This window comes from Bartonella ancashensis (assembly GCF_001281405.1).
Classification (GTDB): domain Bacteria; phylum Pseudomonadota; class Alphaproteobacteria; order Rhizobiales; family Rhizobiaceae; genus Bartonella; species Bartonella ancashensis.
In genome coordinates, this window is the sequence record NZ_CP010401.1 from 1,089,358 (window position 1) to 1,112,847 (window position 23,490).

General features: G+C 37.7%; 20 protein-coding genes, 4 tRNA genes and 1 pseudogene. 13 read left to right on the forward strand and 12 right to left on the reverse strand.

What is annotated here, in order from left to right:
- Window positions 1–4 precede the first annotated feature (4 nt).
- The 3 genes from PU02_RS04810 to parE all read left to right on the forward strand — a co-directional run bounded on the left by PU02_RS04810 (window position 5) and on the right by parE (window position 4,041).
- Window positions 5–838: a TPM domain-containing protein gene (locus PU02_RS04810; protein ID WP_053944673.1), complete on the forward strand. Its 834-nt coding sequence runs from the start codon at window positions 5–7 to the stop codon at window positions 836–838.
- 301 nt (window positions 839–1,139) lie between these two features.
- Window positions 1,140–1,877 (forward strand): lipoyl(octanoyl) transferase LipB, encoded by a 738-nt coding sequence (lipB, locus tag PU02_RS04815; RefSeq protein WP_053944316.1) that lies wholly within the window; start codon window positions 1,140–1,142, stop codon window positions 1,875–1,877.
- 94 nt (window positions 1,878–1,971) lie between these two features.
- A complete protein-coding gene (gene parE, locus PU02_RS04820; protein ID WP_053944317.1) occupies window positions 1,972–4,041 on the forward strand; it encodes a DNA topoisomerase IV subunit B in 2,070 nt (689 codons plus the stop codon).
- Window positions 4,042–4,060: 19 nt separating this feature from the next.
- Here parE and recJ read toward each other — a convergent pair whose 3' ends face one another.
- Window positions 4,061–5,845: a single-stranded-DNA-specific exonuclease RecJ gene (gene recJ / locus PU02_RS04825; RefSeq protein ID WP_053944674.1), complete on the reverse strand. Its 1,785-nt coding sequence runs from the start codon at window positions 5,843–5,845 to the stop codon at window positions 4,061–4,063.
- A 278-nt stretch (window positions 5,846–6,123) separates the two neighbouring features.
- Here recJ and rplM point away from each other — a divergent pair, with 278 nt between their 5' ends.
- A complete protein-coding gene (gene rplM, locus PU02_RS04830) occupies window positions 6,124–6,588 on the forward strand; it encodes a 50S ribosomal protein L13 (protein ID WP_053944318.1) in 465 nt (154 codons plus the stop codon).
- Window positions 6,589–6,590: 2 nt separating this feature from the next.
- Window positions 6,591–7,076, forward strand: a complete 486-nt coding sequence (gene rpsI, locus PU02_RS04835) for a 30S ribosomal protein S9 (RefSeq protein WP_053944319.1) — start codon at window positions 6,591–6,593, stop codon at window positions 7,074–7,076.
- Window positions 7,077–7,180: 104 nt separating this feature from the next.
- On the opposite strand, the gene PU02_RS04840 is transcribed toward rpsI, so the two are convergent.
- From PU02_RS04840 to PU02_RS04870, 7 genes are all read right to left on the reverse strand, one after another.
- Window positions 7,181–7,576, reverse strand: a complete 396-nt coding sequence (locus tag PU02_RS04840) for a response regulator (protein ID WP_053944320.1) — start codon at window positions 7,574–7,576, stop codon at window positions 7,181–7,183.
- 368 nt (window positions 7,577–7,944) lie between these two features.
- On the reverse strand, window positions 7,945–8,745 hold the full coding sequence (locus PU02_RS04845; RefSeq protein ID WP_053944321.1) for an N-acetylmuramoyl-L-alanine amidase: 801 nt from the start codon (window positions 8,743–8,745) through the stop codon (window positions 7,945–7,947).
- Between the two features lie 506 nt (window positions 8,746–9,251).
- Window positions 9,252–9,328 (reverse strand) — tRNA-Arg (locus PU02_RS04850).
- Between the two features lie 27 nt (window positions 9,329–9,355).
- On the reverse strand, window positions 9,356–9,661 hold the full coding sequence (locus PU02_RS04855; RefSeq protein ID WP_053944322.1) for an ETC complex I subunit: 306 nt from the start codon (window positions 9,659–9,661) through the stop codon (window positions 9,356–9,358).
- 97 nt (window positions 9,662–9,758) lie between these two features.
- Window positions 9,759–9,835, reverse strand: a tRNA-Pro gene (locus PU02_RS04860).
- A gap of 348 nt (window positions 9,836–10,183) precedes the next feature.
- The gene (gene hdaA / locus PU02_RS04865; RefSeq protein WP_053944323.1) at window positions 10,184–10,882 is read right to left on the reverse strand and encodes a DnaA regulatory inactivator HdaA; all 699 of its coding nucleotides are present in this window, start codon (window positions 10,880–10,882) and stop codon (window positions 10,184–10,186) included.
- The gene (locus PU02_RS04870) at window positions 10,879–12,033 is read right to left on the reverse strand and encodes an AI-2E family transporter (RefSeq protein ID WP_053944324.1); all 1,155 of its coding nucleotides are present in this window, start codon (window positions 12,031–12,033) and stop codon (window positions 10,879–10,881) included. Before PU02_RS04870 ends, hdaA begins: the two co-directional genes overlap by 4 nt.
- Before the next feature lie 215 nt (window positions 12,034–12,248).
- Here PU02_RS04870 and purM point away from each other — a divergent pair, with 215 nt between their 5' ends.
- The 5 genes from purM (at window position 12,249) to accC (ending at window position 17,359) form a co-directional block, all read left to right on the forward strand.
- Window positions 12,249–13,334: a phosphoribosylformylglycinamidine cyclo-ligase gene (gene purM / locus PU02_RS04875; RefSeq protein ID WP_053944325.1), complete on the forward strand. Its 1,086-nt coding sequence runs from the start codon at window positions 12,249–12,251 to the stop codon at window positions 13,332–13,334.
- Window positions 13,294–13,944, forward strand: coding sequence for a phosphoribosylglycinamide formyltransferase (gene purN / locus PU02_RS04880; protein WP_053944326.1), 651 nt, complete (start codon window positions 13,294–13,296; stop codon window positions 13,942–13,944). Before purM ends, purN begins: the two co-directional genes overlap by 41 nt.
- 573 nt (window positions 13,945–14,517) lie before the next feature.
- On the forward strand, window positions 14,518–15,357 hold the full coding sequence (locus PU02_RS04885) for a DsbA family protein (protein ID WP_053944327.1): 840 nt from the start codon (window positions 14,518–14,520) through the stop codon (window positions 15,355–15,357).
- A gap of 126 nt (window positions 15,358–15,483) precedes the next feature.
- Entirely contained in the window at window positions 15,484–15,972 is a 489-nt protein-coding gene (gene accB, locus PU02_RS04890; protein ID WP_053944328.1) for an acetyl-CoA carboxylase biotin carboxyl carrier protein, read from the forward strand.
- A gap of 13 nt (window positions 15,973–15,985) precedes the next feature.
- A complete protein-coding gene (gene accC / locus PU02_RS04895; RefSeq protein WP_053944329.1) occupies window positions 15,986–17,359 on the forward strand; it encodes an acetyl-CoA carboxylase biotin carboxylase subunit in 1,374 nt (457 codons plus the stop codon).
- Between the two features lie 317 nt (window positions 17,360–17,676).
- On the opposite strand, the gene PU02_RS04900 is transcribed toward accC, so the two are convergent.
- The 4 genes from PU02_RS04900 to folE form a co-directional block, all read right to left on the reverse strand.
- Window positions 17,677–17,749 (reverse strand) — tRNA-Thr (locus tag PU02_RS04900).
- Window positions 17,750–18,277: 528 nt separating this feature from the next.
- Entirely contained in the window at window positions 18,278–19,462 is a 1,185-nt protein-coding gene (locus tag PU02_RS04905) for an alpha/beta hydrolase (RefSeq protein ID WP_053944330.1), read from the reverse strand.
- 176 nt (window positions 19,463–19,638) lie between these two features.
- Window positions 19,639–19,723 (reverse strand) — tRNA-Leu (locus PU02_RS04910).
- A gap of 132 nt (window positions 19,724–19,855) precedes the next feature.
- The gene (folE, locus tag PU02_RS04915) at window positions 19,856–20,458 is read right to left on the reverse strand and encodes a GTP cyclohydrolase I FolE (protein WP_053944331.1); all 603 of its coding nucleotides are present in this window, start codon (window positions 20,456–20,458) and stop codon (window positions 19,856–19,858) included.
- Window positions 20,459–20,578: 120 nt separating this feature from the next.
- On the opposite strand from folE, the pseudogene PU02_RS04920 reads away from it, so the two are divergent.
- From PU02_RS04920 to thrS, 3 genes and pseudogenes are all read left to right on the forward strand, one after another.
- Window positions 20,579–21,004 (forward strand): annotated as a pseudogene (locus tag PU02_RS04920) (iron-sulfur cluster assembly scaffold protein); the annotation flags it as partial.
- A 4-nt stretch (window positions 21,005–21,008) separates the two neighbouring features.
- Complete coding sequence (gene yidD / locus PU02_RS04925) at window positions 21,009–21,362, forward strand: membrane protein insertion efficiency factor YidD (protein ID WP_053944332.1); 354 nt, start codon at window positions 21,009–21,011, stop codon at window positions 21,360–21,362.
- 118 nt (window positions 21,363–21,480) lie between these two features.
- Complete coding sequence (thrS, locus tag PU02_RS04930) at window positions 21,481–23,481, forward strand: threonine--tRNA ligase (RefSeq protein WP_053944333.1); 2,001 nt, start codon at window positions 21,481–21,483, stop codon at window positions 23,479–23,481.
- The last annotated feature ends 9 nt before the right edge of the window (window positions 23,482–23,490 follow it).

Sequence of the window (23,490 nt, forward strand, 5' to 3'; positions counted from 1 at the left end):
CGGCATGCTCAAACACTTTGCACAGCATATCACATTCCTGCATTTATGGTTTATTATAGGCCTTTTTGGGGGAAGTATTGCACTAAGTACTGCTTCTCACTCACAAATTCAATACCCTTCCCTACAAGGATATATTAATGATGAAGCTCACTTACTTGACCAAGCAATAATAGACGATTTAACAAAAAAACTCTTCACTTTAGAAAAAGAAACAGGTGCTCAACTCGTTATTGCAACTGTTACTGGTCTATCAGGAATCGATATCGAAACTTATAGCAATTCTCTTTTTCGCACATGGCAGCTAGGGAAAGAAAAAATTGATAACGGTATCCTACTTATTATAGCACCAAAAGAGCGAAAAGTGCGCATCGAAGTTGGCTATGGTTTGGAAGGAAAATTAACAGATGCAATCTCTGCAATTATCATTAATAATTTTATCGTTCCTAACTTTCATGAAGAAAATTACCAAGAAGGGATCACAAAAGCAGTTAATGCAATCATTGATATTGTCGCAGGAAATAATTCTGATATATTGAAGGCAAAAGGAGCTCCTAAACATTCTAAGGCAAACGATAAAAAAGAAGCAATAATAACCAATTTGGTGCTACTTTTGCTCTTTTTTACGATGGTGTGTTTACCTATTCTGGCAATGATTTTTGGCAAAAAGGTAGCTGTACACAAATATCGCTGGATGGGCATCACCTTTACCCTCTGGTTTATTAATCCGAATTTCACTACAAAGTACCGTAATAAAAAATTCAATGAGTACCCACATCGCCGTAGATTTAGAGGTGGTGGAGGATCATCAGGTGGTGGTGGCGCATCTGGAAGATGGTGACGGTACTACAGATGTAATGTGACAAAAAGAAATTTTATGTGGTACTATATGTATTAACATGCCTCATAACAGGGACAATATCCAACTACTATATTAATTTAATAATCAAAATCCTAAATATGCTTTCCTGTATTTAAAATAGAACTCTTCAAGGATCATCCATAAATACTGTATCTATCTCTATAAAGCCTTCATCAAAATGAAAAATATTGACATCTCTCATTTCATTTTCATCGTAACATGTGTAACCTGTATCTTATCTCTAATATAAGCCCTATGAATACAATATAGACAACTGTTGATGACAAATAAACTAAACCGTCCCCATCCCACTCAGTTTCAGCACCATTTCAAGACTCTTAAATCAACATCGCCTGTTGAGTGGAAAGTTAGTGATGGTCTGGTTGAATATCCCGAGGCACTCCTCTACATGCAAAAACATGTAGAAAATATTTCCTTAGAAATAGCAAATGAACAAGTTTGGCTTCTTGAACACCCTCCTCTCTATACATCTGGGACCAGTGCAAAAAAGAAGGATCTTCTAAGCCCTCATTTGTTCCCTGTTTATGAAGCAGGTCGAGGTGGTGAATTTACGTACCATGGTCCTGGACAACGGATTGCTTATATCATGCTTGATCTCAAACGTCGAAAACAAGATATACGCGCCTTTATCAGTGCCCTGGAACAGTGGATCATACAAATGCTCGCACAATTCAATATAAAAGGTGAGCGCCGTGCAGACAGGATTGGTGTTTGGATTGTAAGATCTGACCGCCCACAAACGATAAATGGAACAAAAGCGGAAGATAAAATTGCTGCTATCGGTATTCGTGTAAGAAAGTGGGTTAGCTTTCACGGAGTTTCTATCAACGTCAACACTAATTTAGAACATTATGCTGGAATTATTCCCTGTGGAATAACAAATCATGGAATAACCAGTTTTCTTGACCTAGGTTTACCTATCACAATGCATGATGTTGATATTGCTCTAAAAAAATCATTCGAGCAGATTTTTGGTCCAGTCATTGATATTTCTTAAGTGCATTGATTTTTAAATACAAAACAGGCATAAGGAGTCTTCTATACTAAATCTTTTTTAAAAAAAACCTGAATTTGGTAGATTACTAAGCACCATGAGCGATGATTATAAAGACCTTTTTAGTATTTTGAACAATGCTCAATCTCGTTTAGTAAAAAGAAAAAATAAGCAAGACTCAATTAGTTTAGAAAAAATTAAAGAACTTCTTCCACCAACCGTTCACAATACTGTTAAAGATGATTATAATGCTTCATCTATACGAGTTCTCGAAGGATTAGAACCTGTACGCTTACGACCTGGTATGTACATCGGTGGTACAGATAGCAAAGCGCTTCATCACTTATTTTCAGAAATCATTGATAATGCAATGGATGAAGCTGTTGCTGGTTATGCTAATTTCATTGATGTGACATTAGACAAAGATGGTTATTTGACAGTAATAGATAATGGACGCGGAATCCCTGTAGAAAACCATCCTCAAATGCCAGATAAATCTACTCTTGAAGTGATTATGACACAGCTCCACTCAGGTGGAAAATTTGATGGAAAAGCTTATCATACTTCTGGTGGATTGCACGGAGTAGGAATTTCTGTTGTCAACGCTCTTTCTTCTGATATGGAAGTGGAAGTAGTGAGAGAACGTAAACTGTACCGTCAGCGTTTTTCACGTGGTATTCCTCAATCAGGGTTGGAAAAGCTAGGTGATATTCATAACCGTCGTGGAACGCGTGTTCGTTTTCGACCTGATGAAGAAATTTTTGGCAAAAATATAACATTTGAACCAAAAAAAATTTATGAAATGGCACGTTCCAAAGCCTACTTATTCAGTGGAGTAAAAATCCGCTGGAATTGTGATCCTGTATTACTTGAAAATATAAAGGAGATACCTGAAAAAGATGTTTTTCACTTTCCAGGTGGCCTTAAAGATTACCTGCTGTTATCGTTAAAGGGCCAGCGCTGTATAACAACTGAAATTTTCTCTGGTAAAATACAGCAGGATAACGACCACGGCTCGGTTGAATGGGCGATAGCTTGGTACGATGGTAATCCTTACATACGATCATATTGTAATACCATTCCTACTGGAGAAGGTGGAACACATGAAACAGGATTGCGACACATCCTTCTACGTGGACTGAAGACTTATGCTGAACTGATTGGGAATAAACGTGCTTCTATTATTGCCGCTGATGACATTATGGCTTCAACTGTCGCAGTTCTTTCTGTTTTTATCAAAGAACCAGAATTTGTAGGACAAACAAAAAACAGGTTAGCTACAATTGAAGCACAGCGTATTGTCGAAAATGCAATACGTGACCCCTTTGATCATTGGCTTGCCAATTCTCCTCAAGAAGCTACAAAATTGCTTGACTGGGTTATTGAACACGCCGAAGAACGCATTAAACGACGACAAGAAAAGGAAATAAATCGAAAGACAGCCGTACGTAAATTACGTCTACCTGGAAAGCTAGCTGATTGTAGTCAAAATTTTGCTGCCGGTGCTGAACTATTTATCGTTGAAGGTGATTCTGCTGGTGGTTCTGCTAAACAAGCGAGAAATAGGGCTAACCAAGCTATATTACCCCTTCGTGGAAAAATTTTAAATGTAGCAAGTTCTGCACGTGAAAAAATGACCGCAAGCCAAGCAATAGGTGATCTCATCCTCGCACTTGGATGTGGAACAGGTTCTAAATATCGTGAAGAAGATCTCAGATATGAGCGTATCATTATTATGACTGATGCAGACGTTGATGGTGCTCACATTGCCTCACTCTTAATAACCTTTTTCTTTCAAGAAATGCCCAATCTTATTTGCGCAGGGCACCTTTATCTTGCAGTTCCCCCTCTTTACAGAATATCACAAGGCGGAAAAATCGCTTACGCTCGTGACGATGCACATAAAGATGAGCTTTTAAAAACAGAATTTACCGGAAAAGCTAAAATTGAGATTGGTCGTTTTAAAGGTCTTGGAGAAATGCGCGCTGAACAGCTCAAAGAAACAACAATGAACCCCAAAAAACGAACACTTTTACGTATTTCCATCGATGACATTGAAATACAAAAAACTAGAGAAATAGTAGAAAAACTAATGGGTACAAAACCAGAAGCACGATTTCGATTTATACAAGAGAATTCTACATTCGCATGCAATTTAGACATTTAATTTTTAGAAACTCGCTTCTTCATGCTATTTCTGCAGCATCAACAACTTGTAATTGTGGAGTGATAGTTCCGTTCCAATGGTTTAAACTAAGATTACCAGCCAAATGGATTGTTTTACCGACATTTTTAATTAAAAAATTTCCAAGAGGTGTTCCTACTGCACGAAAGGTTATTCCTCGCAACTTCTTACCTTCAATATCCGAGACAGTAAAGCACAAGTGCCCTTTTCCAACTTCACGTAAATTGAGTAAGCGGTGGGATGGAAGGACAAAAGTAGGTACAGGATTCCCTGAACCAAATGGGCCAGCCTTTTCAATCATATAAAATAGCTCTTTACTGGCACCAGAAGCAGAGATAAACCCATCTATTCTGAGTGATTTTTTAGCATGTACTTCTAAAACCATTGATGAAACTTTTTCTTTTAGCCACTCTCGAAAAGAATCAATTTTCGTTGATTGGATTGTAAATCCAGCGGCCATACTGTGTCCTCCACCCTTTTCCAACAAATTTAGTACGACAGCTTCACGAACAAGTTCTCCTAAGTCTATCCCACTAATGGAACGCCCTGATCCCGTACCACTCCCATCTGTTTTCAAAGCGATTGCAAAAAACAGGACAAAAAAACGTTCTTTTAAACGAGATGCCAAAATACCGACGATTCCTGGATGCCACTCTTTACTAGCAACAACGAGAGAGAGAGGAATTTCTGCACCTTGATAAATAGAATCGACATAAGATTCTGCTTGAGCCAGTTGAATAGTTTCCATTTCTTGGCGTTCTCGATTCAACTGATCTAATTGTTCTGCTATCATATCTGCTTCATCTTTATCATCGCAACTAAGCAAACGTGCCCCTAAAGCTTGATCTCCAATACGCCCTCCAGCATTAATTCTAGGACCTAACAAAAAACCAAAGTGAAAACTATTAAGGGGTTCTCCTATACGTGAAACTTTTGCCAAAGCAGCTATTCCGGGATTATACAGTGAGCGTGCGACCTGAAGTCCTTTAGCAACAAAAGCACGATTAACCCCTTGCAACGGAACCACATCGCATATTGTAGCTAAGGCAACAAGATCAAGCATGCTCAAAAGATCAGGAAGATTTCCTTCCCATTTTTGTTTACGCAATAAATAATTAACCCGTACTAGTGTGATAAAAACAACGCCAGCAGCACATAAATGACCTTGTTCGGAAAAATCATCAGGTCGGTTAGGGTTAACGAGTGCAACAGCCTCCCGATGAATAACATCCATTTGATGGTGATCTAAAACAATAACATCAGCCCCTGAAACTCTAGCTGCCTTTACTGCATCTGGACTATTTGCACCACAATCAACAGTAACAATTAAGCGAGCCCCTTCCTGCACTAACATCTTCATTGCTTGCTCATTTGGCCCATAACCCTCAACAATACGATCAGGGATATAAATTTTCACTGCAACACCAAAATGTTGTAAAAAACGTGCCAAAATAGCGGATGAACAAGCCCCATCAACATCGTAGTCACCAAAAATAGCAATCTTTTCTCGTTGCATGATAGCTTGAACTAAACGTTCTGCTGCAGAGTTCATATCTATAAAACTCTCTGGATCAGGCATCAAACTACGTAAGGCTGGATTAATAAAAGAAAGTGCATCAAACTCGTCAACATTCCTTGCAGCAAGAACGCGAGCCAACTGATCTGGCAAACCAAATTTCTGAGAAATAGCGCAAGCATTATTGCATCCTGAGGAATCCAAAGCATCCACCCAAGCCTGATTACAAGCAGAAGATTTAATATTAAGGCAATAACGTACTGTTTGCATCATCGCACATTGTAAAACGCTGAAAGATACAATTCAAGCTACGAAGTAAACGCTTTTTTCTAATTATAAATATAAACTAGTAAAATGGTACTATAATACCATTTCTATAACATACTGTTTTATAGATTTTTATTTTTCTTGACGCAAACCATAAGACACTATATCAGGTGAGATGCATGGATTGAGGTTATGGCATGATATAGCAATGATCTGTTGTGCAAAACAGCAAAAGAATGCTCCCAGTACTAAGATTGAGAGTTTTATTGAAAGGTACTTCTATGGTAACTTTTTCGCAGAAGCCAGCTGAGGTGGTAAAAAAATGGGTCGTCATTGATGCGACAGACCTCGTTTTGGGTCGTCTTGCCACACTCGTTGCTAACCGCCTACGTGGTAAACATAAGGCTACTTTTACTCCACATGTTGATGATGGTGACAATGTTATCGTTATCAATGCAAGTAAAGTAGCGCTCACTGGTAAAAAATATACAGACAAGAAATACTATTGGCACACTGGCTACATTGGTGGAATCAAAGAGCGCACAGCTCGCCAAATTCTTGAGGGTCGTTTTCCTGAGCGGATTGTTGAAAAAGCCGTAGAACGCATGATTCCTCGTGGTCCTCTTGGTCGTCGTCAAATGAGAAATTTACGTGTTTATGCTGGTAGCCAACATCCACATGTGGCGCAACAGCCTGAAGCTCTCGACGTCGGGAACTTAAACCGGAAAAATAAAAGGATTGCTTAGTCATGGCTGAACTTAACTCCCTTTCTCGACATGATGCAGTAGAAAATACTGTGCAAATTAGTACAAATTCTTCTCCTGTTCACGTACAAAAGCTTGATTCACAAGGGCGCTCTTATGCAACAGGAAAACGTAAAGATGCTGTTGCTCGTGTTTGGATTAAACCAGGTACAGGAAAAATTACTATCAATGACAAAGAGTTTGATAAATATTTTGCTAGACCTGTCCTTAGAATGATTCTTCGTCAACCGATTGTTGCAACAAATAGAGATACCCAGTACGATATTGTCGCAACTGTTTCCGGAGGCGGCCTCTCTGGACAAGCAGGTGCGGTACGTCACGGCATTTCTAAAGCTTTAACTTATTATGAGCCAACATTGCGTGCTATTCTAAAAAAAGGTGGATTTCTTACACGTGATAGCCGTGTTGTTGAACGCAAAAAATATGGTAAGGCGAAAGCACGTCGTTCATTCCAGTTCTCGAAACGTTAATGTTTGGTTTTTGCACAAAAACACAATAGTTCATGTTACAAAGGAAGATTTTTTTGGCACTATGATTTGAGTCTATACTTTTTTGATTGTATGGGATTTTCTTCTCAAAACGGAGAGCTCTGCTGATTCTCTGTATCATCCAAAAAAGACTTTAACATTGCAATGAAGTGAGGAACTGAAATAGGTTTGGATACGTATTTTTCGCATCCGCTTGCGCGGATTCGTTCTTCATCTCCCTTCATAGCGAAAGCTGTCACAGCAACAACAGGAATTGATTTGAGATCTTCGTTTTCTTTGAGCTGCTTTATGATGTCTATTCCTGATACTTCAGGTAATTGGACATCCATTAAAATGAGAGAAGGCTTTGTTGAGCGAGCCAAATCCAACGCAGCAAGGCCGCTGCGCGTTTCAACCGTTTCATAACCACTTACCTTCACAAGATCGCGAAACAATTTCATATTGAGCTCATTGTCTTCTACGATCATGACTTTTTTTGACATTGAGGCTACCCTGATTTCTTACAGTAAAATAGCACAGTGCAAACAAAACATACTAGTGTCTCGAGTAGAGAAAAATGACAAAAAAGCCATGTGGAAACATAACTGCACACAATAGAAAATTTCTTGCTATATGCAAAAAAACTAACTTTACATCTTTAAGTTATACAATTGCTCAAATAATCATGAAAACGCACCGCTCCCTACACAGAGCCTCTACCTCTTCCTAACCAGCACTGCCGTTGCATAAAAAACTGTGCAATAAAAACAGAATAAATATTATAGGGCTTCTCTGATTAAAAAATGACTGCATTCTGACTACCAATAATAAACTAAATTTTCTCTACATTGTAACAATCACTTTACATAAATTAACATGTTTTATTTTGTGGATAGTATTTGTCTATTAATGCATAAAGAATTGCTGCAGTTTCTGCATCCAAAACTCCATTATAATCTTTTTGACGAAAATGAAGCTGAAACGCTCGAATCAAATCAGTATATCCACTTTCAGTACATGCAATTGAAACATCATAACCATAACGTTCCAACTGTGAAATAATCATTGATTTTAAAGGTAATTTTTTAAGAAATTCTGCCTCGTACTTTTCTTTTACTTCATCATCATACCACGCTCCGACGCCTGCAACATAAAATTCTTTCCAAGGAAACAGCGGACCTGGATCACTCTTGCGCATGGGTGCGATATCGCTATGACCTAAAACATTCATTGGCAAAATTTCTGGATAACGTTGAAGGATATTCAATGCTAACTCCTTCACTGCAGCAATTTGTATTGGGTTATATGGAGAAAATACTTCATTACAAGGAGATACACAGGAATCTCCTTGAACAGCTGTCGCTAAATTAACTATTTCAATTCCAATTGATGAATCATTTAAATTTGTGCGCCCAGCCCATGAACTAACACCAGCATGCCATGCACGCCTATTTTCATCAACGAGGTTAAAAATACGCATATCCTTAAAGCCTGCACCAATGTAACTCTTATCTGAAGGATCAGGAACAAGATAATGAGAGCTGACCTTTTCACCTGTAAGAGCTTTAATCGACTCCTCAAAATTAATTGCAGTATAGTGAATGATTAAAAAATGAACTCTATGATCAAAACTCTTGATAGAACGGTAACTTGAATAATCAATCCGATACATAAGACTCTCCTTTACACAGCATATAGGAAAACACTCCGCCAACACTTGTCATATTCTAGATCTTTTTTATGGCAGAAATATAAACCTAATACGTCACTAAAAGACTTCTCACACGTAAAAATCTAAAATTTTCTGATAGCGAAATTTACTGTCGTTCCCCACAACGAAGTGCCAATTTTTTTACAAATTGCACAAACTAGCACAAACTATATGAACACCATGCCTGTAATAACTATACCGAAGACTAATCACAACACTTTCATTACGATAAAAATCTCATGACCAGCAGCATACAAACCAGACAAGACAACAATTATCGTAGCATTTACTGAACAAAAACCAAAAATACGGTAGCTTAATTCCCTCTAGGGAAAATAGCGCATCAGCCTCATATTCAAAAAAATCTAAAAATACAACCCCTGAGAAGATAATAAATCAACTTATAATCTCAAAAGTAATCAAAAAATTTCTAACTCTAAAAATAATTCATAAATCTCATTTTAATCTGGTGATCCCGACAGGATTCGAACCTGTGACCCACGGCTTAGAAGGCCGTTGCTCTATCCAGCTGAGCTACGGGACCTATCGATTAATTAAAACGGGCAAACACTCAGTGCGTCCACGGGTTCTGTCGATTATTACAAAAATTATCAGAATAAGATACAGCTCGCCGCGAAATTTCACACGGATCTTCTACACGATAAGGAATAGAGTTCCTGACGGCAAAAGAAATTGCATCCTCTTTCATCTTAAACCTAATCTTTATCTGATTTCTCATATCGGACGTCGCGGTATAACCCATAAGAGGCTCAAGCATCTTTGCCTGCTCAGGTTCATACTGCAAAATCCAAAAACCTGTATTGGCCTTCCCTGACTGCATCGGTGTTTTTGCAGGGCTATAAATGCGCGCAACCATAATTATTCCTCTAGATAACAACAGTCAAAAACTTCCCCGTATCTCACTCGATCACCCACTATATCTTACTCCATTATCTCTCACCAACGACACATCATGGTCGGAGCGATAGGATTCGAACCTACGACCCCCTGATCCCAAATCAGGTGCGCTACCAGACTGCGCTACGCTCCGCTACCTAAACTCAATGTGCTCTTCCTAAAATTTTCGTGACAGAAGTGCAAGAGTAAAACACATTTTTTTAAAATTTTGTTTCATTTATTTACAAATAGCATCATCTTTGAATTTTTTTAACCCAGATTATACAAAACGAAAAACTCTTCTACTTAAAACTACGTTTACACGCGTAAAAAACCTAATTTACTAACATTAACCATTAAAAATTTTAAGCTGACATCGCTTTTGGATAATTATAAATTTAGAATAGCACCACTCCCCTCAATAACCATCTCTTCACAAAAAATTGAAAATTTGATACGAAAAACTCCACGCCATATATGCATTTATAAGTTTTTTCTACATTCAAAAATCCAAAATTGTATTTGCATTTATAGCTTCGTTAACAACAGCACGTGTTATTTTACTTTTTCTTTGTAGAGCTAACTTATCTATGGAATCAATAATTTTCCTTAATGAAGATAAAGATCTTTCACAACGATTGATAAGATAATGGACGATATCTGAGTGAACAACAATCTGCCGATCAGAAAAAAGTTTAAAGGCAACAGCCTCCAGTAATGTGTCATCAGGTTTATTAATTGCAACCAACATAACTGAATTAAGACGACTCCTTAAATCATTTAACTTTAGATTCCATGTCGATGGAAACGTATTAGCAGTCATAAGTAGAGTAGCCTGATGCATATCAAGATTTGCTTGCTTGATACTATTTATTAAGTGAAAAAGCCCTGTTTCGCTGACTTCTCCTGTATCAATATCCTCAATTAAAAATGATCTACCTGAGGATGCCAATGAAATAGCTTGATCAATATCATCACGATTAATAATTATAGCATTAGCTTTCTGCGCCCATACGCTGGAAAAATGTGTTTTACCACACCCCTCTCTTCCTACCAAAATAGCAAAAGGTAGTTTCCAATGTGGCCAATGATCAATAAGCTGAAAAGCCATACGATTACTATCTGTAATAACTAAGTCATCAAACTGAAAAATAGACTCATAAGGAAAATTAAGAGGCAACTGCATTTCACATCTTTTCATTTTGTAGCCTCAGAATTTTCACTTGGTAAATACAATTGAGAACTAAGATACGTATGAAGAGCAAAACGCACTAAAACCCCAACGGATGCTGCTGCCGGAACTGCAATAAGCATACCTGTAAAACCAAATAATGAACTAAATGCAAAAAGAGAAAATATCAGCCAAACAGGATGAAGACCTACCGATGAACCCACAAGCTTTGGTTGAAGAATACAGGCTTCTGTAAACTGACCAACAAGAAAAACAATCATTACAACAACAACCAACTCCCAATCATTTGGATAAAACTGAACCCATGCAACCCCAACAGAGAGTGCGAGACCAAGCATTGTTCCGATATAAGGGATAAAACTGACGATGCCGATAAATATTCCAATTATCAAGGCAAAATTAAGGCCTGTAAAAGTTAGACCAATAGCATAATATGCTCCCAGTATCAAACAAACCGTTCCTTGCCCGCGGACAAAACCAGAAACTGCCCTATCCATTTCATAAAAAATTCCACGAACAGTTGCAAGGTGATCACGGGGTATCAAAGAGTCAACCGTTTCAATCATACGTCGCCAATCTAGCAACATATAAAATGCTACAACAGGCGATATTATCAACAGATTAATGATATTAACGATGGATTTTCCTGATCTTAAAAGTGAATTTAAAAGGGATGTAATGAGATCAGAACTTTGGCCTAAAATTGCCCTAATGTTAGCCTGCAACTCACTGGGATCACTTCCAAAATAGTGCTTAACCCAGTCAAAATCATGTTGAACAAAAAGAGTCTGGATGCGAACCATATAAATTGGCAGACCATTACTTAAAAATTGCTGTATTTGTCCACTGATAATAGGAATTAAAATCGTCAAAGCTACTATGAAAATAATGGTGATAAATGAAGTAATTAAAAGGGTCCCTAGAACACGATGAATTCCAGATGATTCAAAAAGTTGAACTACAGGGTTAAGAAAATAAGCCAAAACAATTCCTACTACAAAAGGCAGCAAGATGGATCCAAAAATAAACATAAAAGCAACAAAAAAAACAAATGTTCCTAACCAAAAAAAAACCTGTTTTTTTATACTGCTTGGTAATGGTACTTGGGCATAGGCCGGCACATAAGAGGCATAGTACTTTTGACTTTTATTTTTACTCATCTTCTCTTTCACTAGCTATGAAATAAAATTATTATAAATTGCGTAACATTTTTTTGTAATTAGCCCCCAATTTAGTTAAATGGCTACACTGCTCTTTTCATCAAACTAAAAACAGATATTTATCCCAGCATTCTACACCAATATCTCTTGCAGAGAAAATTCTATCATGGCATAGCGTAAACATCAAAATTGATTTTCCATGAGGAAAAATTCTAATGAGTAATCAAAATCCCATCGACAGAAAATCTAGCAATAACCTTACTTATGCAAAATCTGGTGTTGATATTAGCATGGGTAATCTTATGGTGCAAAAAATTAAGTCCCATGCGCATTCAACAAGACGCACAGGAGCAGATGCAGAAATTGGTGGCTTCGGAGGTCTTTTTGATCTGAAAGCGGCAGGATTTGTGGATCCCATTCTCGTTGCAACTACCGATGGTGTGGGAACAAAATTAAAAATTGCTACCGAAATTGGTATCCACAATACTGTTGGCATTGATCTCGTGGCTATGTGTGTTAACGATTTAATTGTACAAGGTGCTGAACCACTCTTTTTCTTGGATTATTTTGCAACTGGAAAGCTTGATGCAGAACAAGGTTCTGAAATAGTTTCCGGTATTGCGACGGGGTGTCAGCGGGCTGGTGTAGCTCTCATCGGAGGGGAAACCGCAGAAATGCCTGGAATGTACATGAATGGGGATTATGATTTAGCAGGTTTTGCTGTAGGAGCTGTTGAACGTAACTCCTTATTACCGTTAAAAAATATAACTGAAGATGATGCCATTTTAGGCCTTCACTCATCTGGAATTCACTCAAATGGTTTTTCTCTTGTCAGGAAAATCATTGCAGATAACAATCTGCAATGGAACCACCCTGCTCCTTTTTCTCCTAACATGAACCTGGGTGAGGCACTGCTCGTACCGACACGCATCTACGTAAAAACACTACTCTCCATTATTCGAGGTTGTAAAGGAATAAAAGCCCTAGCTCACATTACAGGTGGTGGATTTCCTGAAAATATTCCACGAGTTCTTCCATCTCCTTTTTGTGCCGAAATCAATCTTTCTTCTATTAACCTCCCACCGGTATTTTCGTGGATTGCTAAGCAAGGTAACGTACAAGAAAAGGAAATGCTCCAAACATTTAATTGCGGCATTGGTATGGTCATTATTGTTGCACGAGATTCACTCGAAATTGTTACAAAAGAACTAGAAGAAAGGGGAGAACATGTTACTCTTCTCGGCTCCTTGAAAAAAGATCATGAGAACAAAATCCTTTATAAAGGGACGCTCCATCTATGAAAAAAAGGTGGTTATTTTTATTTCTGGTAATGGATCTAATATGCTTTCTCTTATCAAGGAAAGTAAAGCTGCTGGTTATCCTGCTGAAATTGTAGCTGTTATTTGCGACAGGCCTCATGCTGCTGGTATTGAGAAAGCTCGCAAATATGACCTTCCCGTCCATGTTTTCGATCGTACAAAATATCCTTCTAGAGATACGCATGAAGAATCCATTCTGGATATCCTAGCTCAATATAAACCAGATTTTATCTGCCTCGCTGGTTACATGCGCCTCATCTCATCACGCTTTATAAAGCTCTACGAAGGAAGAATCCTCAACATCCACCCTTCCCTTTTACCTGCATTTAAAGGCTTGCATGTTCACGAAAGGGTGATAGAAGAAGGAGTCAAAATTACAGGCTGTACCGTTCACCTTGTCGTAGAAGAGATGGATGCAGGAAAAATTCTTGCCCAGGCTGCTGTTCCTGTATATCACAGCGACACGGCAGAAATTTTAGCACAAAGAGTTCTCAAAGTTGAGCACGAGCTTTATCCAAAGGCTTTAAAATTTTTGATCCAAAATTATATAGAGGAAGATGTAAATACACAGCAGAAGCTTTTATCTTTTTGAAACACTGGAGAATATACCAGTCCGCACATTCATTTTTAAAGCACCTATTACTTAATGTTGAATTTTCCAATGAATTCTTCATTTATGAGCGCCTCCACCTAAGATCTATTTAGATTTTTTACAGAATCAATTGATACAATCATCCTGAAAATAAAAATTCTCTAAATTCAATTTAGTAATAACGCGTGCCTAACTGAGATACGTAGCCTTCTCTTTTCGGTACTGTCCATAATACTTTAAAAAACTGAAAATTCTGACATTATCTGTCTCTTTTTATAATGTGTTATTATGCATGCACTTGTATATAACTCACCACTAAAAAGCCTTTTCATTTATCAGTGTAAAGGCACACTAATCATACTAAACTATATTAATAAAAATACCCCTAGAGAATCTGAGCTTTTGTTTTAAAATATAGCCATATCCTTAAATGTACCTCATTATACCATGCATAGATTCTTTTAATTCGATATTGTCTTGATAATAAATTAAGTTTATAGCATAGTCGGTCGTTTTGTTGCACACTGCGCAATATTTTACTCTATCCTTGCACGAGGTTAAAAGACGCAATTAATGATTTATCAACTTCAGTACTTAGTAGTAAAATCAGGTGTGGTATTTTTAGTACTAGCTCTATTAGGCACTTCATCAGTACTCGATGCGAAAGAAAAAAATCCTAACTCTACTTTAAAAAATCTTGAAGCACAAATTCTGGAAGATCCGGATTTTTTATCCGAGCTTAGCAAGAAAATTATGCTGAATATCGACAATCGTTATATCCAAAACACTATAAGGAATTATCTTCTTCAGAATCCAGAAATTATGATTGAAATGCAATTGATTCTTCAAAAAAAAGTAGATAAACAGAACATTACGTCACTTAAAGAAGAAATTTTTCACTCTCCCCATGACGCGATCATCGGGAATCCAAATGGTAAAATAGTTCTCGTCGAATTTTTTGACTATAATTGCGGCTATTGTAAACGTTCATATTCGAACATAGCAAGCTTAATAAAAAAGTACCCAGATTTGAAAATGATTATTAAAGATTTGCCAATCTTAGGTCCCGATTCGATGGCAGCACATGCTGTTGCATATGCCTTTCGAAAACAATTTCCTCATAAGTATGCTCAATTTCATGAAAAACTTGTAAGAGATAAGGGTCGTACTAACGAAGAAAAAGCTATGAAAATAGCTATTTCTCTTGGAGCAAATGAACAAAGTCTGCGCCGTATAATGCAGAATTCTAACTTAAAAGAAATTTTTAAAGAAAATATCCAAATTTCTTCTGCTCTGAATATCACAGGTACCCCCTCTTATATTATCGGTGACACCGTGTTTGTTGGAGCTGTAGAAAATGCTGATCTCGAAAAAATAATTGAGAATGTACAAGGAGATGTTTCTTTTAATTAAAGTACTTTAATAATATCATTTTTTCGCTTTTTATAAGCAAAAATTGGTTTGGAATCGCAAATTTTCGAAGAGGAAGTGATATTGGAGTCATGATGATTTTTATCGATCAAGGAGTTGAAAATTAAAATGGTAATAAATAAAAAAAACATGACGAAAGACACAAAAATTGACATGGAAATTATCCGTGATCTTGCAAAAATTTTGAACGAAACAAATTTAAGCAACATTGAGCTTGAACAGGACGGAATTCGTATTTGTGTCTCACGCCAAGGTGTTTTACCTCCTCACGAGAAAACAATTTATACTGCCATTCCTCCTCATGCTACAACTCCTCCTGCTGCTGCAACTACACCATCCCCTGCAAAAGAAGAAAAATTGTCAAAAAATGCAATAACATCTCCGATGGTTGGTACAGCATATCTTGCACCTTCCCCTGGTGCACAGCCGTTCGTTGAGATAGGACAAAATGTTTCTGAAGGTCAGACATTACTTATCATTGAAGCAATGAAAACTATGAATCACATCTCATCACCACGTTCAGGAACTGTAAAGGCTATTTTTGTGAAGGATTCTCAACCTGTTGAATTTGAAGAACCACTCATTGTCGTTGAATAAAACGGAAAGAAACATGATTAAAAAAATTCTAATCGCCAATAGAGGAGAGATTGCTGTCCGTATTCTGCGTGCCTGTAAGGAGCTTGGAATTAAAACTGTAGCTATTCACTCAACTGCTGATGTCGACGCTATGCACGTTCGTCTTTCCGATGAAAGTGTCTGTATTGGACCTCCATCTTCTCGTGATTCTTATTTAAACATTCATCAAATAATCGCTGCCTGTGAAATCACAGGAGCAGATTCTGTTCACCCTGGATATGGATTTCTCTCTGAAAATGCAAAGTTTGCAAATATTTTAGAAGCTCATAACATTACGTTTATCGGTCCAACAGCTACGCATATTCAAATCATGGGTGATAAAATAGAGGCTAAAAAAACAGCTAAATCTCTTGGGATTCCTGTCGTACCTGGTTCTGATGGTGCTGTAACTGAGGAAACAGACGCCTTACATATTGCTCAAGAGATTGGTTATCCAGTTATCATTAAAGCTTCTTCAGGTGGTGGTGGTCGTGGTATGAAAGTTGCTCATTCTGAAAAAGAACTTTCTATAGCTCTGCACACGGCCCGCTCAGAAGCAAATGCAGCATTCGGTGATGATGCTGTTTATATAGAAAAGTATCTAGAGAAACCGCGCCATATTGAAGTCCAAGTTATAGGAGATGGAGCTGGACATGCTATTCATCTAGGAGAACGTGATTGTTCGCTTCAACGACGTCATCAAAAAGTATGGGAAGAGGCTCTCTCACCTGCACTCAACGAAGAAGAACGCAAAAAAATTGGTGACATCGTTGCAAATGCTTGTGCAAAACTTAGATATCGCGGAGCAGGAACCATCGAATTCCTTTATGAAAACGGTGAATTTTACTTCATAGAAATGAATACCCGCTTACAAGTTGAGCATCCTGTTACGGAAGCTATTACAGGCATAGATTTAGTTCATGAGCAAATTCATATTGCATCTGGTCAAGGTCTTTCAGTCACACAAGATGACGTTCGCTTTTCTGGCCATGCTATTGAATGTCGCATTAATGCCGAAAATCCTATTAATTTTATGCCATCTCCTGGGCTCATTACACATTTTCATACACCAGGAGGATTAGGAATTCGTGTTGATTCAGGTGTCTACTCTGGTTATTATATCCCTCCTTATTATGATAGTTTGATTGGAAAGTTAATCGTTCATGGGCGGACACGCTTAGAGTGCATGATGCGTTTGCGACGTGCGTTGGATGAATTCGTTGTTGATGGTGTTAAAACAACATTGCCTTTGTTTCGTGATCTCATTGATAATCCTGATATTGAAAAAGGTAATTACAATATTCATTGGCTAGAAAAATATCTCTCCAACAAAGAAAGTTTTAACAGTGTAGAAAAAAATAACCTCTAAACAAACAAGAAAACTTAAAGTTTAAGTTATATTTTATTAACAGTGAATTCTGGTTTCTCAGTATCCGCAGGTACAAGCCTTGGATGTTGTGAACTGTAGATTATTGTGTGGTATGCACTTACGAAAAACCCACAAGACTTGAATATCCTTGATGAAATGGATGCTGAAGTTGTGATCAAAAATTTGAAATATTATCTAAAGTCTTTTATACTTCTTACGCTGCTTGACGTAGCACGCTCAACGCGAAAGTCGGACACCTCCTGCTACTCTTCATCACAGCACAACGTGCAACTCATCGCATTTTATTGAAAAAACGGTGCCCCCAGAGAGACTCGAACTCCCGACCCCCTGATTACAAATCAGGTGCTCTACCAACTGAGCTATAAGGGCACTGCAAGACCGGGATTAGCATAAATATATCCAAAGGTAAATAGAAGATCACACACATACACTCTAAGGATATAATCCTTAACAACGATATATTTTATCAATATACAAATAGAGAATATTTGAGAAATTAACTTTATATTTTTAAAAGGAAATTCTATAAAAATCTAATTCATAAATAACTTAATTAAAATTTTTCCTTACTTAGCTCTTTTCATTCCTCATATGGATAGTCAATACTTTCGCTAATATTCAAATAGAAAAATCTTCTTTCTCTTGTCATTAAAGAAAAACCAATGATCCTACAGCAAAGCATCTCAACTTCTTCAAAGCTACAATAAATTATTTTTAATAATAAAAAGGGAAGAAAAATTACATCAAACTCTATTACAAATACCCATATCCTGAATGCTCAGTGTATAAAAAATACAACTAGCACGATCAAGAATCTCTCTAGTCAATAGGATAAACTACTTCTTTTTTTCCTAATTTACCAGTAGTTTAATAGATACATCTGCTCTTTTTAGAACTTTATTGACCAAACAACGAAGATAGAATACGCATAGGTGTATAAAAAATAAAGCTTGTCGTGTCCTGCAAAGAATCGCTACTATCAGAAAAAATAGCCTGACTGGAAGAAGATTTTGTTTCTTGCATGATTGCTGAGGACAAAGAACCATCTCGAGAAAGAGCCATTAACGTAGGTGATGATGCAAATACATTGTGCGCTCCACCATCAACATTGGAAACATCAAGGACAGCTATTCTATTCTTCTTAAACAGATCAATATTTAAGCCATCCCCTAAACGAGGATGCCCCCCTGCTAAACGTGCTGAAATAGCAAGAGCCCTATCTTTACGAGATACTAAAACAGCTGTTGGTCTAGGCAGTATCTTAATATCTTTAAGTTGGCGCTCAAACACATCTACATCAATATCTGGAGCAGCCATTAAAAAGCTTGTAATACGGCGAATCGGATCATATTTTCCCTGCAGAGCTAACGTCCTAAATGCTTCCATTATGACAAAATTACCCATAGAGTGCGCGATAACCGAAATATAGTTAGCATCTGTCTCACTGATAACTGTTAAAAGATCAATCAACCCATCACGTGCAAAATTAGCACTATCACGATCATAAACATAAAGGGGCATCGATCCAGCAGAAGGCCACGAATAATGTACAGTTACAACATTCAAAGAATAATCATACGAAAATTGAGCTGCCCGGAAGACGCCATCAGCAAAATTATTATTGTAACCATGAATAAAGAGAAATATTTCTTTGTTCTTGTCATTCTGCTTTGCCAACACAGCATTTAATTGTTTCTTAAATTCCTCTCTATTATTATATTTTTGCAAAGATACAGCTGCAAAATACTTATCATGAGTGGGTCTATAGGCATTTGTCTCAACCATACCCTTCACATGTTTTTGTGGAATCCCTACATCAACACGGTTGTAATAAACCTTTTTTGATCGCTTCTCTCCATAAGGTTGGGAGTAGCTATCCTGCATCATACGGCTTGTGGCAACATACACAGGAACAATAGCTTTTGGAAAAACTTTATTATTCTCAATTTCTTCCTGTACTGAAAGCATAGAAGGCGTCGAATGAATCCCGTGCCACAACACAGCACGCGTCCTATAGCAAGCTGAAAAAAGAACGACACAGGCAAAAAACATAAAATATTCCAAGAATCTTGTATTTTTCATTATGACATTATCACAATTTTACCAAAAATATACACTATCACTTAAGATAAGAGATAAGGAAATTTCCTTAATAACATGAAATAAAACAACTATTATAACAACACTAGCAAAGAAATCCATACACCATATACAGATTTCCTATAACGCTGCACAGACTTACTAACATTAGAAATAAGTGGTGCGGTCGAGAAGACTCGAACTTCCACGGGCTGCCCCACAGCGACCTCAACGCTGCGCGTCTACCAATTCCGCCACGACCGCACACGGTAGAGAAGAATATCACCTCTGGCATTTAACAAAACATACAGAAAGGCACAAGAGCATTGACGCATTTATTTTACTAAATGGTGAAAATAGACTCCTACACCATACAACCTAATTACCACATCACACTCAGCGAATCATCTCCATGAAATTAGCTTGTACACTTTGATTTTTTTCATAACAATCTAAAAACCTTGTTGTCACTGTTATTGCTCCTTGTTTCTGCACCCCTCTCATGCTCATGCACGTATGTTCAGCTTCGACCAATACTGCAACACCTCTAGGTTGCAGATGTATTTTCAAAGCATCAGCTATTTGGGCTGTCATAGCTTCCTGCGTTTGTAAACGACGCGCAAAAACATCTACGATTCGTGCAATTTTTGAAAGACCAACAATTTTTGTATCAGGAAAATAAGCTACATGAGCCTTACCAATGATTGGAAGCATATGATGCTCACAATGTGAGTAAAATGAAATATCCTTTACCAAAACAGCTTCATCATATCCTGAAACTTCTTCAAAAACTGTACCTAAAATCTCCTCGGCTGATTCATTGTAACCACCAAAAAGTTCACTGTAGACTTTGATAACACGCTTTGGTGTATCCAAAAGCCCTTCACGATTTGGATCTTCCCCTATCCATGATAACAACGTGCGAATCGCCTCTTGTACCTTTTCAAGATCAGGACTCTCCTTTTCAGACAAGAACTGATTTGCAACATTTTTTTTCACAACAAAACTCCAGCTTACTCTGTATGAAGATTTAGTATATATTCGCGCTAACAATAGCCTTTATACGAATGAATTAAAAGCTTGAACGCTGAAAATTTTAAACTTTTTAGATGAAAATTCATGATTTACAATATTTACAGTCGCGAGATCCTTAAACATGCTGCGCATATAAGCAAAGTTGGGCGATTGGACAATCCCGATGTCACATCAAAAAAACGCGCGCGTCTCTGCGGCTCAACAGTTCTCGTTGACCTAAAAATAGAAGACAAGATTGTTATCGATTTTTCCCACGAAATACGTGCGTGCGCTCTTGGACAAGCTGCATCCTCTATTTTGGCACGCCACATCGTAGGAAAAAAAATACAAGACCTTAAAGAATTGCAAAACGTAATCCAACACATGCTAACAAAAAATGGGCCTCCTCCCCTAACTCCTTTTGAAGAATTTTCTTGCCTACAACCTCTCAAAAATTATAAAGAGCGTCATGCATCAATAATGATCATATTTGACGCAATCATCGACTGTATCAAGCAATTTGAAGAAAAAACAGATGGTCTCCTCTCTCCCACAAGAAAAGAAAGCAAAAAGTCGGAATTATGCAGGGCACTGGAAAAAAACTCCCGGACGGCTACTTGGCATAGCACTGATACGTCTCTATCAAATAACACTTTCTAGTTTTCTAGGAAATCAGTGCCGTTATCAACCAACCTGTTCAGAGTATACCTACGAAGCAATTGCGCGCTACGGTTTGTGGCCCGGCATCTGGATGGGTTTTTTTCGCATCTTACGCTGTAATCCATTTGGAGCACACGGCTTTGATCCGGTACCAGCTTCTCTTGCTCCTTCTTGTCGTTTTTACAAACCTTGGCATTACTGGAAAATTTCTGCAAAACGTCATAAATAGTTCTTTTCTTTTTTAGTGTATCTTGCTAAAGGGTCAAGCTGTTAGTTTCGCTGAGGAATTAATACGGTATTTGTAAAACCATTCGCAACCGTTGGCGAAACTGGATAGAGGTTTTTTTATGTCTTGTTCTGTTGTTCTTTCTTTTCCCGATGGTTCAGAGCATAATTACCCTTCTGAAACGACAGGCTTGGAATTTGCTGAGTCCATTTCTAAATCTCTTGCAAAAACAGCTGTTGCGTATAGCCTTAATGGGAAAATCCGAGATCTTTCAGATCCATTGAAAGAATCCGGTAAAATTGAAGTTATTACCCGTGATGATCCACGCGCGCTTGAGCTGATACGCCACGATTGTGCACATGTTCTTGCTGAAGCAGTTCAGGAACTATTTCCTGAAACACAAGTCACAATTGGACCAGTTATTGAAAATGGTTTTTATTATGATTTTGCGCGTCCACAGCCATTTACCCTAGATGATCTTACAACCATCGAAAAGAAAATGCGTGAAATTATCCAGCGCAACGAACCTTTCAAAAAAGAAATTTGGTCTCGTGAAAAAGCTAAAAGGATTTTTTCTGAAAAGGGTGAATTTTACAAAGTTGAGCTTATTGATGCTATCCCTGAAGATCAATACTTAAATATTTATTATCAGGGAAATTGGTTTGACCTATGTCGTGGCCCCCATATGCGATCTGCTGGTCAAATTGGTAATGCTTTTAAACTTATGAAAGTTGCGGGTGCTTACTGGCGTGGTGATGCTAATAATCCCATGTTAACAAGAATTTATGGCACAGCATTTTCTAATGAAAATGATTTGAAAGCCTATCTTCACATATTGGAAGAAGCTGAGAAACGTGATCATCGTCGTTTAGGACGTGAAATGGATTTATTCCATTTTCAAGAAGAAAGTCCTGGAATGATCTTTTGGCATCCTAAAGGTTGGAAAATATTTCAAAATCTAATTGGCTATATGCGCAGACGCCTCGATGATCATCAATACGCAGAAGTCAATGCACCACAAGTTCTTGACAAATCACTCTGGGAAACATCTGGTCATTGGGAGTGGTATAAAGAAAATATGTTTAAAACAATCCCGGCTTCTGATAACTGGGATGATAACCATGTTTACGCGCTAAAGCCCATGAATTGTCCTGGTCACGTGCAACTTTTTAAACATGGTCTAAGGTCTTATCGCGATCTACCTGTAAGACTTGCCGAATTTGGTCTTCTCCATCGCTATGAACCTTCAGGCTCTTTGCATGGTCTCATGCGCGTACGTAGTTTTACACAAGACGATGCACATATTTTTTGTACAGAAGAACAATTAGCTAATGAATGCCTTAGTATTAATAATCTTATACTGTCCACTTATGCCGATTTTGGTTTCAATGAGGTTATTCTCAAGCTCTCAACGCGTCCCAAAAAACGCGTCGGATCCGATGAATTGTGGGACCATGCCGAAGCTATTATGACATCTGTCCTTAAGACTATTGAACAGGAATCTGAAGGGCGTATCAAAACAGATATTCTTCCCGGAGAAGGCGCATTTTATGGCCCTAAATTTGAGTACACCTTAAAAGATGCTATCGGCCGAGAATGGCAGTGTGGCACAACACAAGTAGACTTTAATCTTCCTGAACGTTTTGGCGCATTTTATATTGATAAAAATTCAGAAAAGCGCCAGCCTGTTATGGTTCACCGAGCTGTCTTGGGATCCATGGAGCGTTTTTTGGGGATACTCATTGAAAATTTTTCTGGACATATGCCACTTTGGCTTGCTCCTCAACAAATTATTGTTGCGTCTATTACATCAGAGACCAATGAATATGTAAAAATGGTTACCACAAAACTTAAAGTGGCTGGACTTTCAGCAGAATCAGACCTGCGCAACGAAAAGATTAATTATAAGATACGTGAACACTCTCTGCAGAAGATTCCTGTACTTTTGATATGTGGAAAACGTGAGGCTGAAACAGGAAGTGTAAGTATACGTCGTTTAGGAAGTACAGACCAGATAGCTTCTCTCTCCGTAGAAGATGTAATCAAACAGCTTTCAAAAGAAGCAACCCCACCGGATATACAACGCTTAATCAATGCAGATAAAAATAACCAACTGTTATGAAAGAGATAA

What these genes read in the sequence shown, in the direction of transcription:
- purN (WP_053944326.1), top strand. Translation starts at nt 13,294, where the DNA reads ATGAGAACAAAATCCTTTATAAAGGGACGCTCCATCTATGAAAAAAAG.
- hdaA (WP_053944323.1), bottom strand. Translation starts at nt 10,882, where the DNA reads ATGAAAAGATGTGAAATGCAGTTGCCTCTTAATTTTCCTTATGAGTCT.
- thrS (WP_053944333.1), top strand. Translation starts at nt 21,481, where the DNA reads ATGTCTTGTTCTGTTGTTCTTTCTTTTCCCGATGGTTCAGAGCATAAT.
- rplM (WP_053944318.1), top strand. Translation starts at nt 6,124, where the DNA reads ATGGTAACTTTTTCGCAGAAGCCAGCTGAGGTGGTAAAAAAATGGGTC.
- accB (WP_053944328.1), top strand. Translation starts at nt 15,484, where the DNA reads ATGGTAATAAATAAAAAAAACATGACGAAAGACACAAAAATTGACATG.
- PU02_RS04840 (WP_053944320.1), bottom strand. Translation starts at nt 7,576, where the DNA reads ATGTCAAAAAAAGTCATGATCGTAGAAGACAATGAGCTCAATATGAAA.
- rpsI (WP_053944319.1), top strand. Translation starts at nt 6,591, where the DNA reads ATGGCTGAACTTAACTCCCTTTCTCGACATGATGCAGTAGAAAATACT.
- PU02_RS04810 (WP_053944673.1), top strand. Translation starts at nt 5, where the DNA reads ATGCTCAAACACTTTGCACAGCATATCACATTCCTGCATTTATGGTTT.
- PU02_RS04885 (WP_053944327.1), top strand. Translation starts at nt 14,518, where the DNA reads ATGATTTATCAACTTCAGTACTTAGTAGTAAAATCAGGTGTGGTATTT.
- PU02_RS04855 (WP_053944322.1), bottom strand. Translation starts at nt 9,661, where the DNA reads ATGGTTGCGCGCATTTATAGCCCTGCAAAAACACCGATGCAGTCAGGG.
- PU02_RS04870 (WP_053944324.1), bottom strand. Translation starts at nt 12,033, where the DNA reads ATGAGTAAAAATAAAAGTCAAAAGTACTATGCCTCTTATGTGCCGGCC.
- parE (WP_053944317.1), top strand. Translation starts at nt 1,972, where the DNA reads ATGAGCGATGATTATAAAGACCTTTTTAGTATTTTGAACAATGCTCAA.
- recJ (WP_053944674.1), bottom strand. Translation starts at nt 5,845, where the DNA reads ATGCAAACAGTACGTTATTGCCTTAATATTAAATCTTCTGCTTGTAAT.
- accC (WP_053944329.1), top strand. Translation starts at nt 15,986, where the DNA reads ATGATTAAAAAAATTCTAATCGCCAATAGAGGAGAGATTGCTGTCCGT.
- lipB (WP_053944316.1), top strand. Translation starts at nt 1,140, where the DNA reads ATGACAAATAAACTAAACCGTCCCCATCCCACTCAGTTTCAGCACCAT.
- PU02_RS04845 (WP_053944321.1), bottom strand. Translation starts at nt 8,745, where the DNA reads ATGTATCGGATTGATTATTCAAGTTACCGTTCTATCAAGAGTTTTGAT.
- purM (WP_053944325.1), top strand. Translation starts at nt 12,249, where the DNA reads ATGAGTAATCAAAATCCCATCGACAGAAAATCTAGCAATAACCTTACT.
- PU02_RS04905 (WP_053944330.1), bottom strand. Translation starts at nt 19,462, where the DNA reads ATGAAAAATACAAGATTCTTGGAATATTTTATGTTTTTTGCCTGTGTC.
- yidD (WP_053944332.1), top strand. Translation starts at nt 21,009, where the DNA reads ATGGTCTCCTCTCTCCCACAAGAAAAGAAAGCAAAAAGTCGGAATTAT.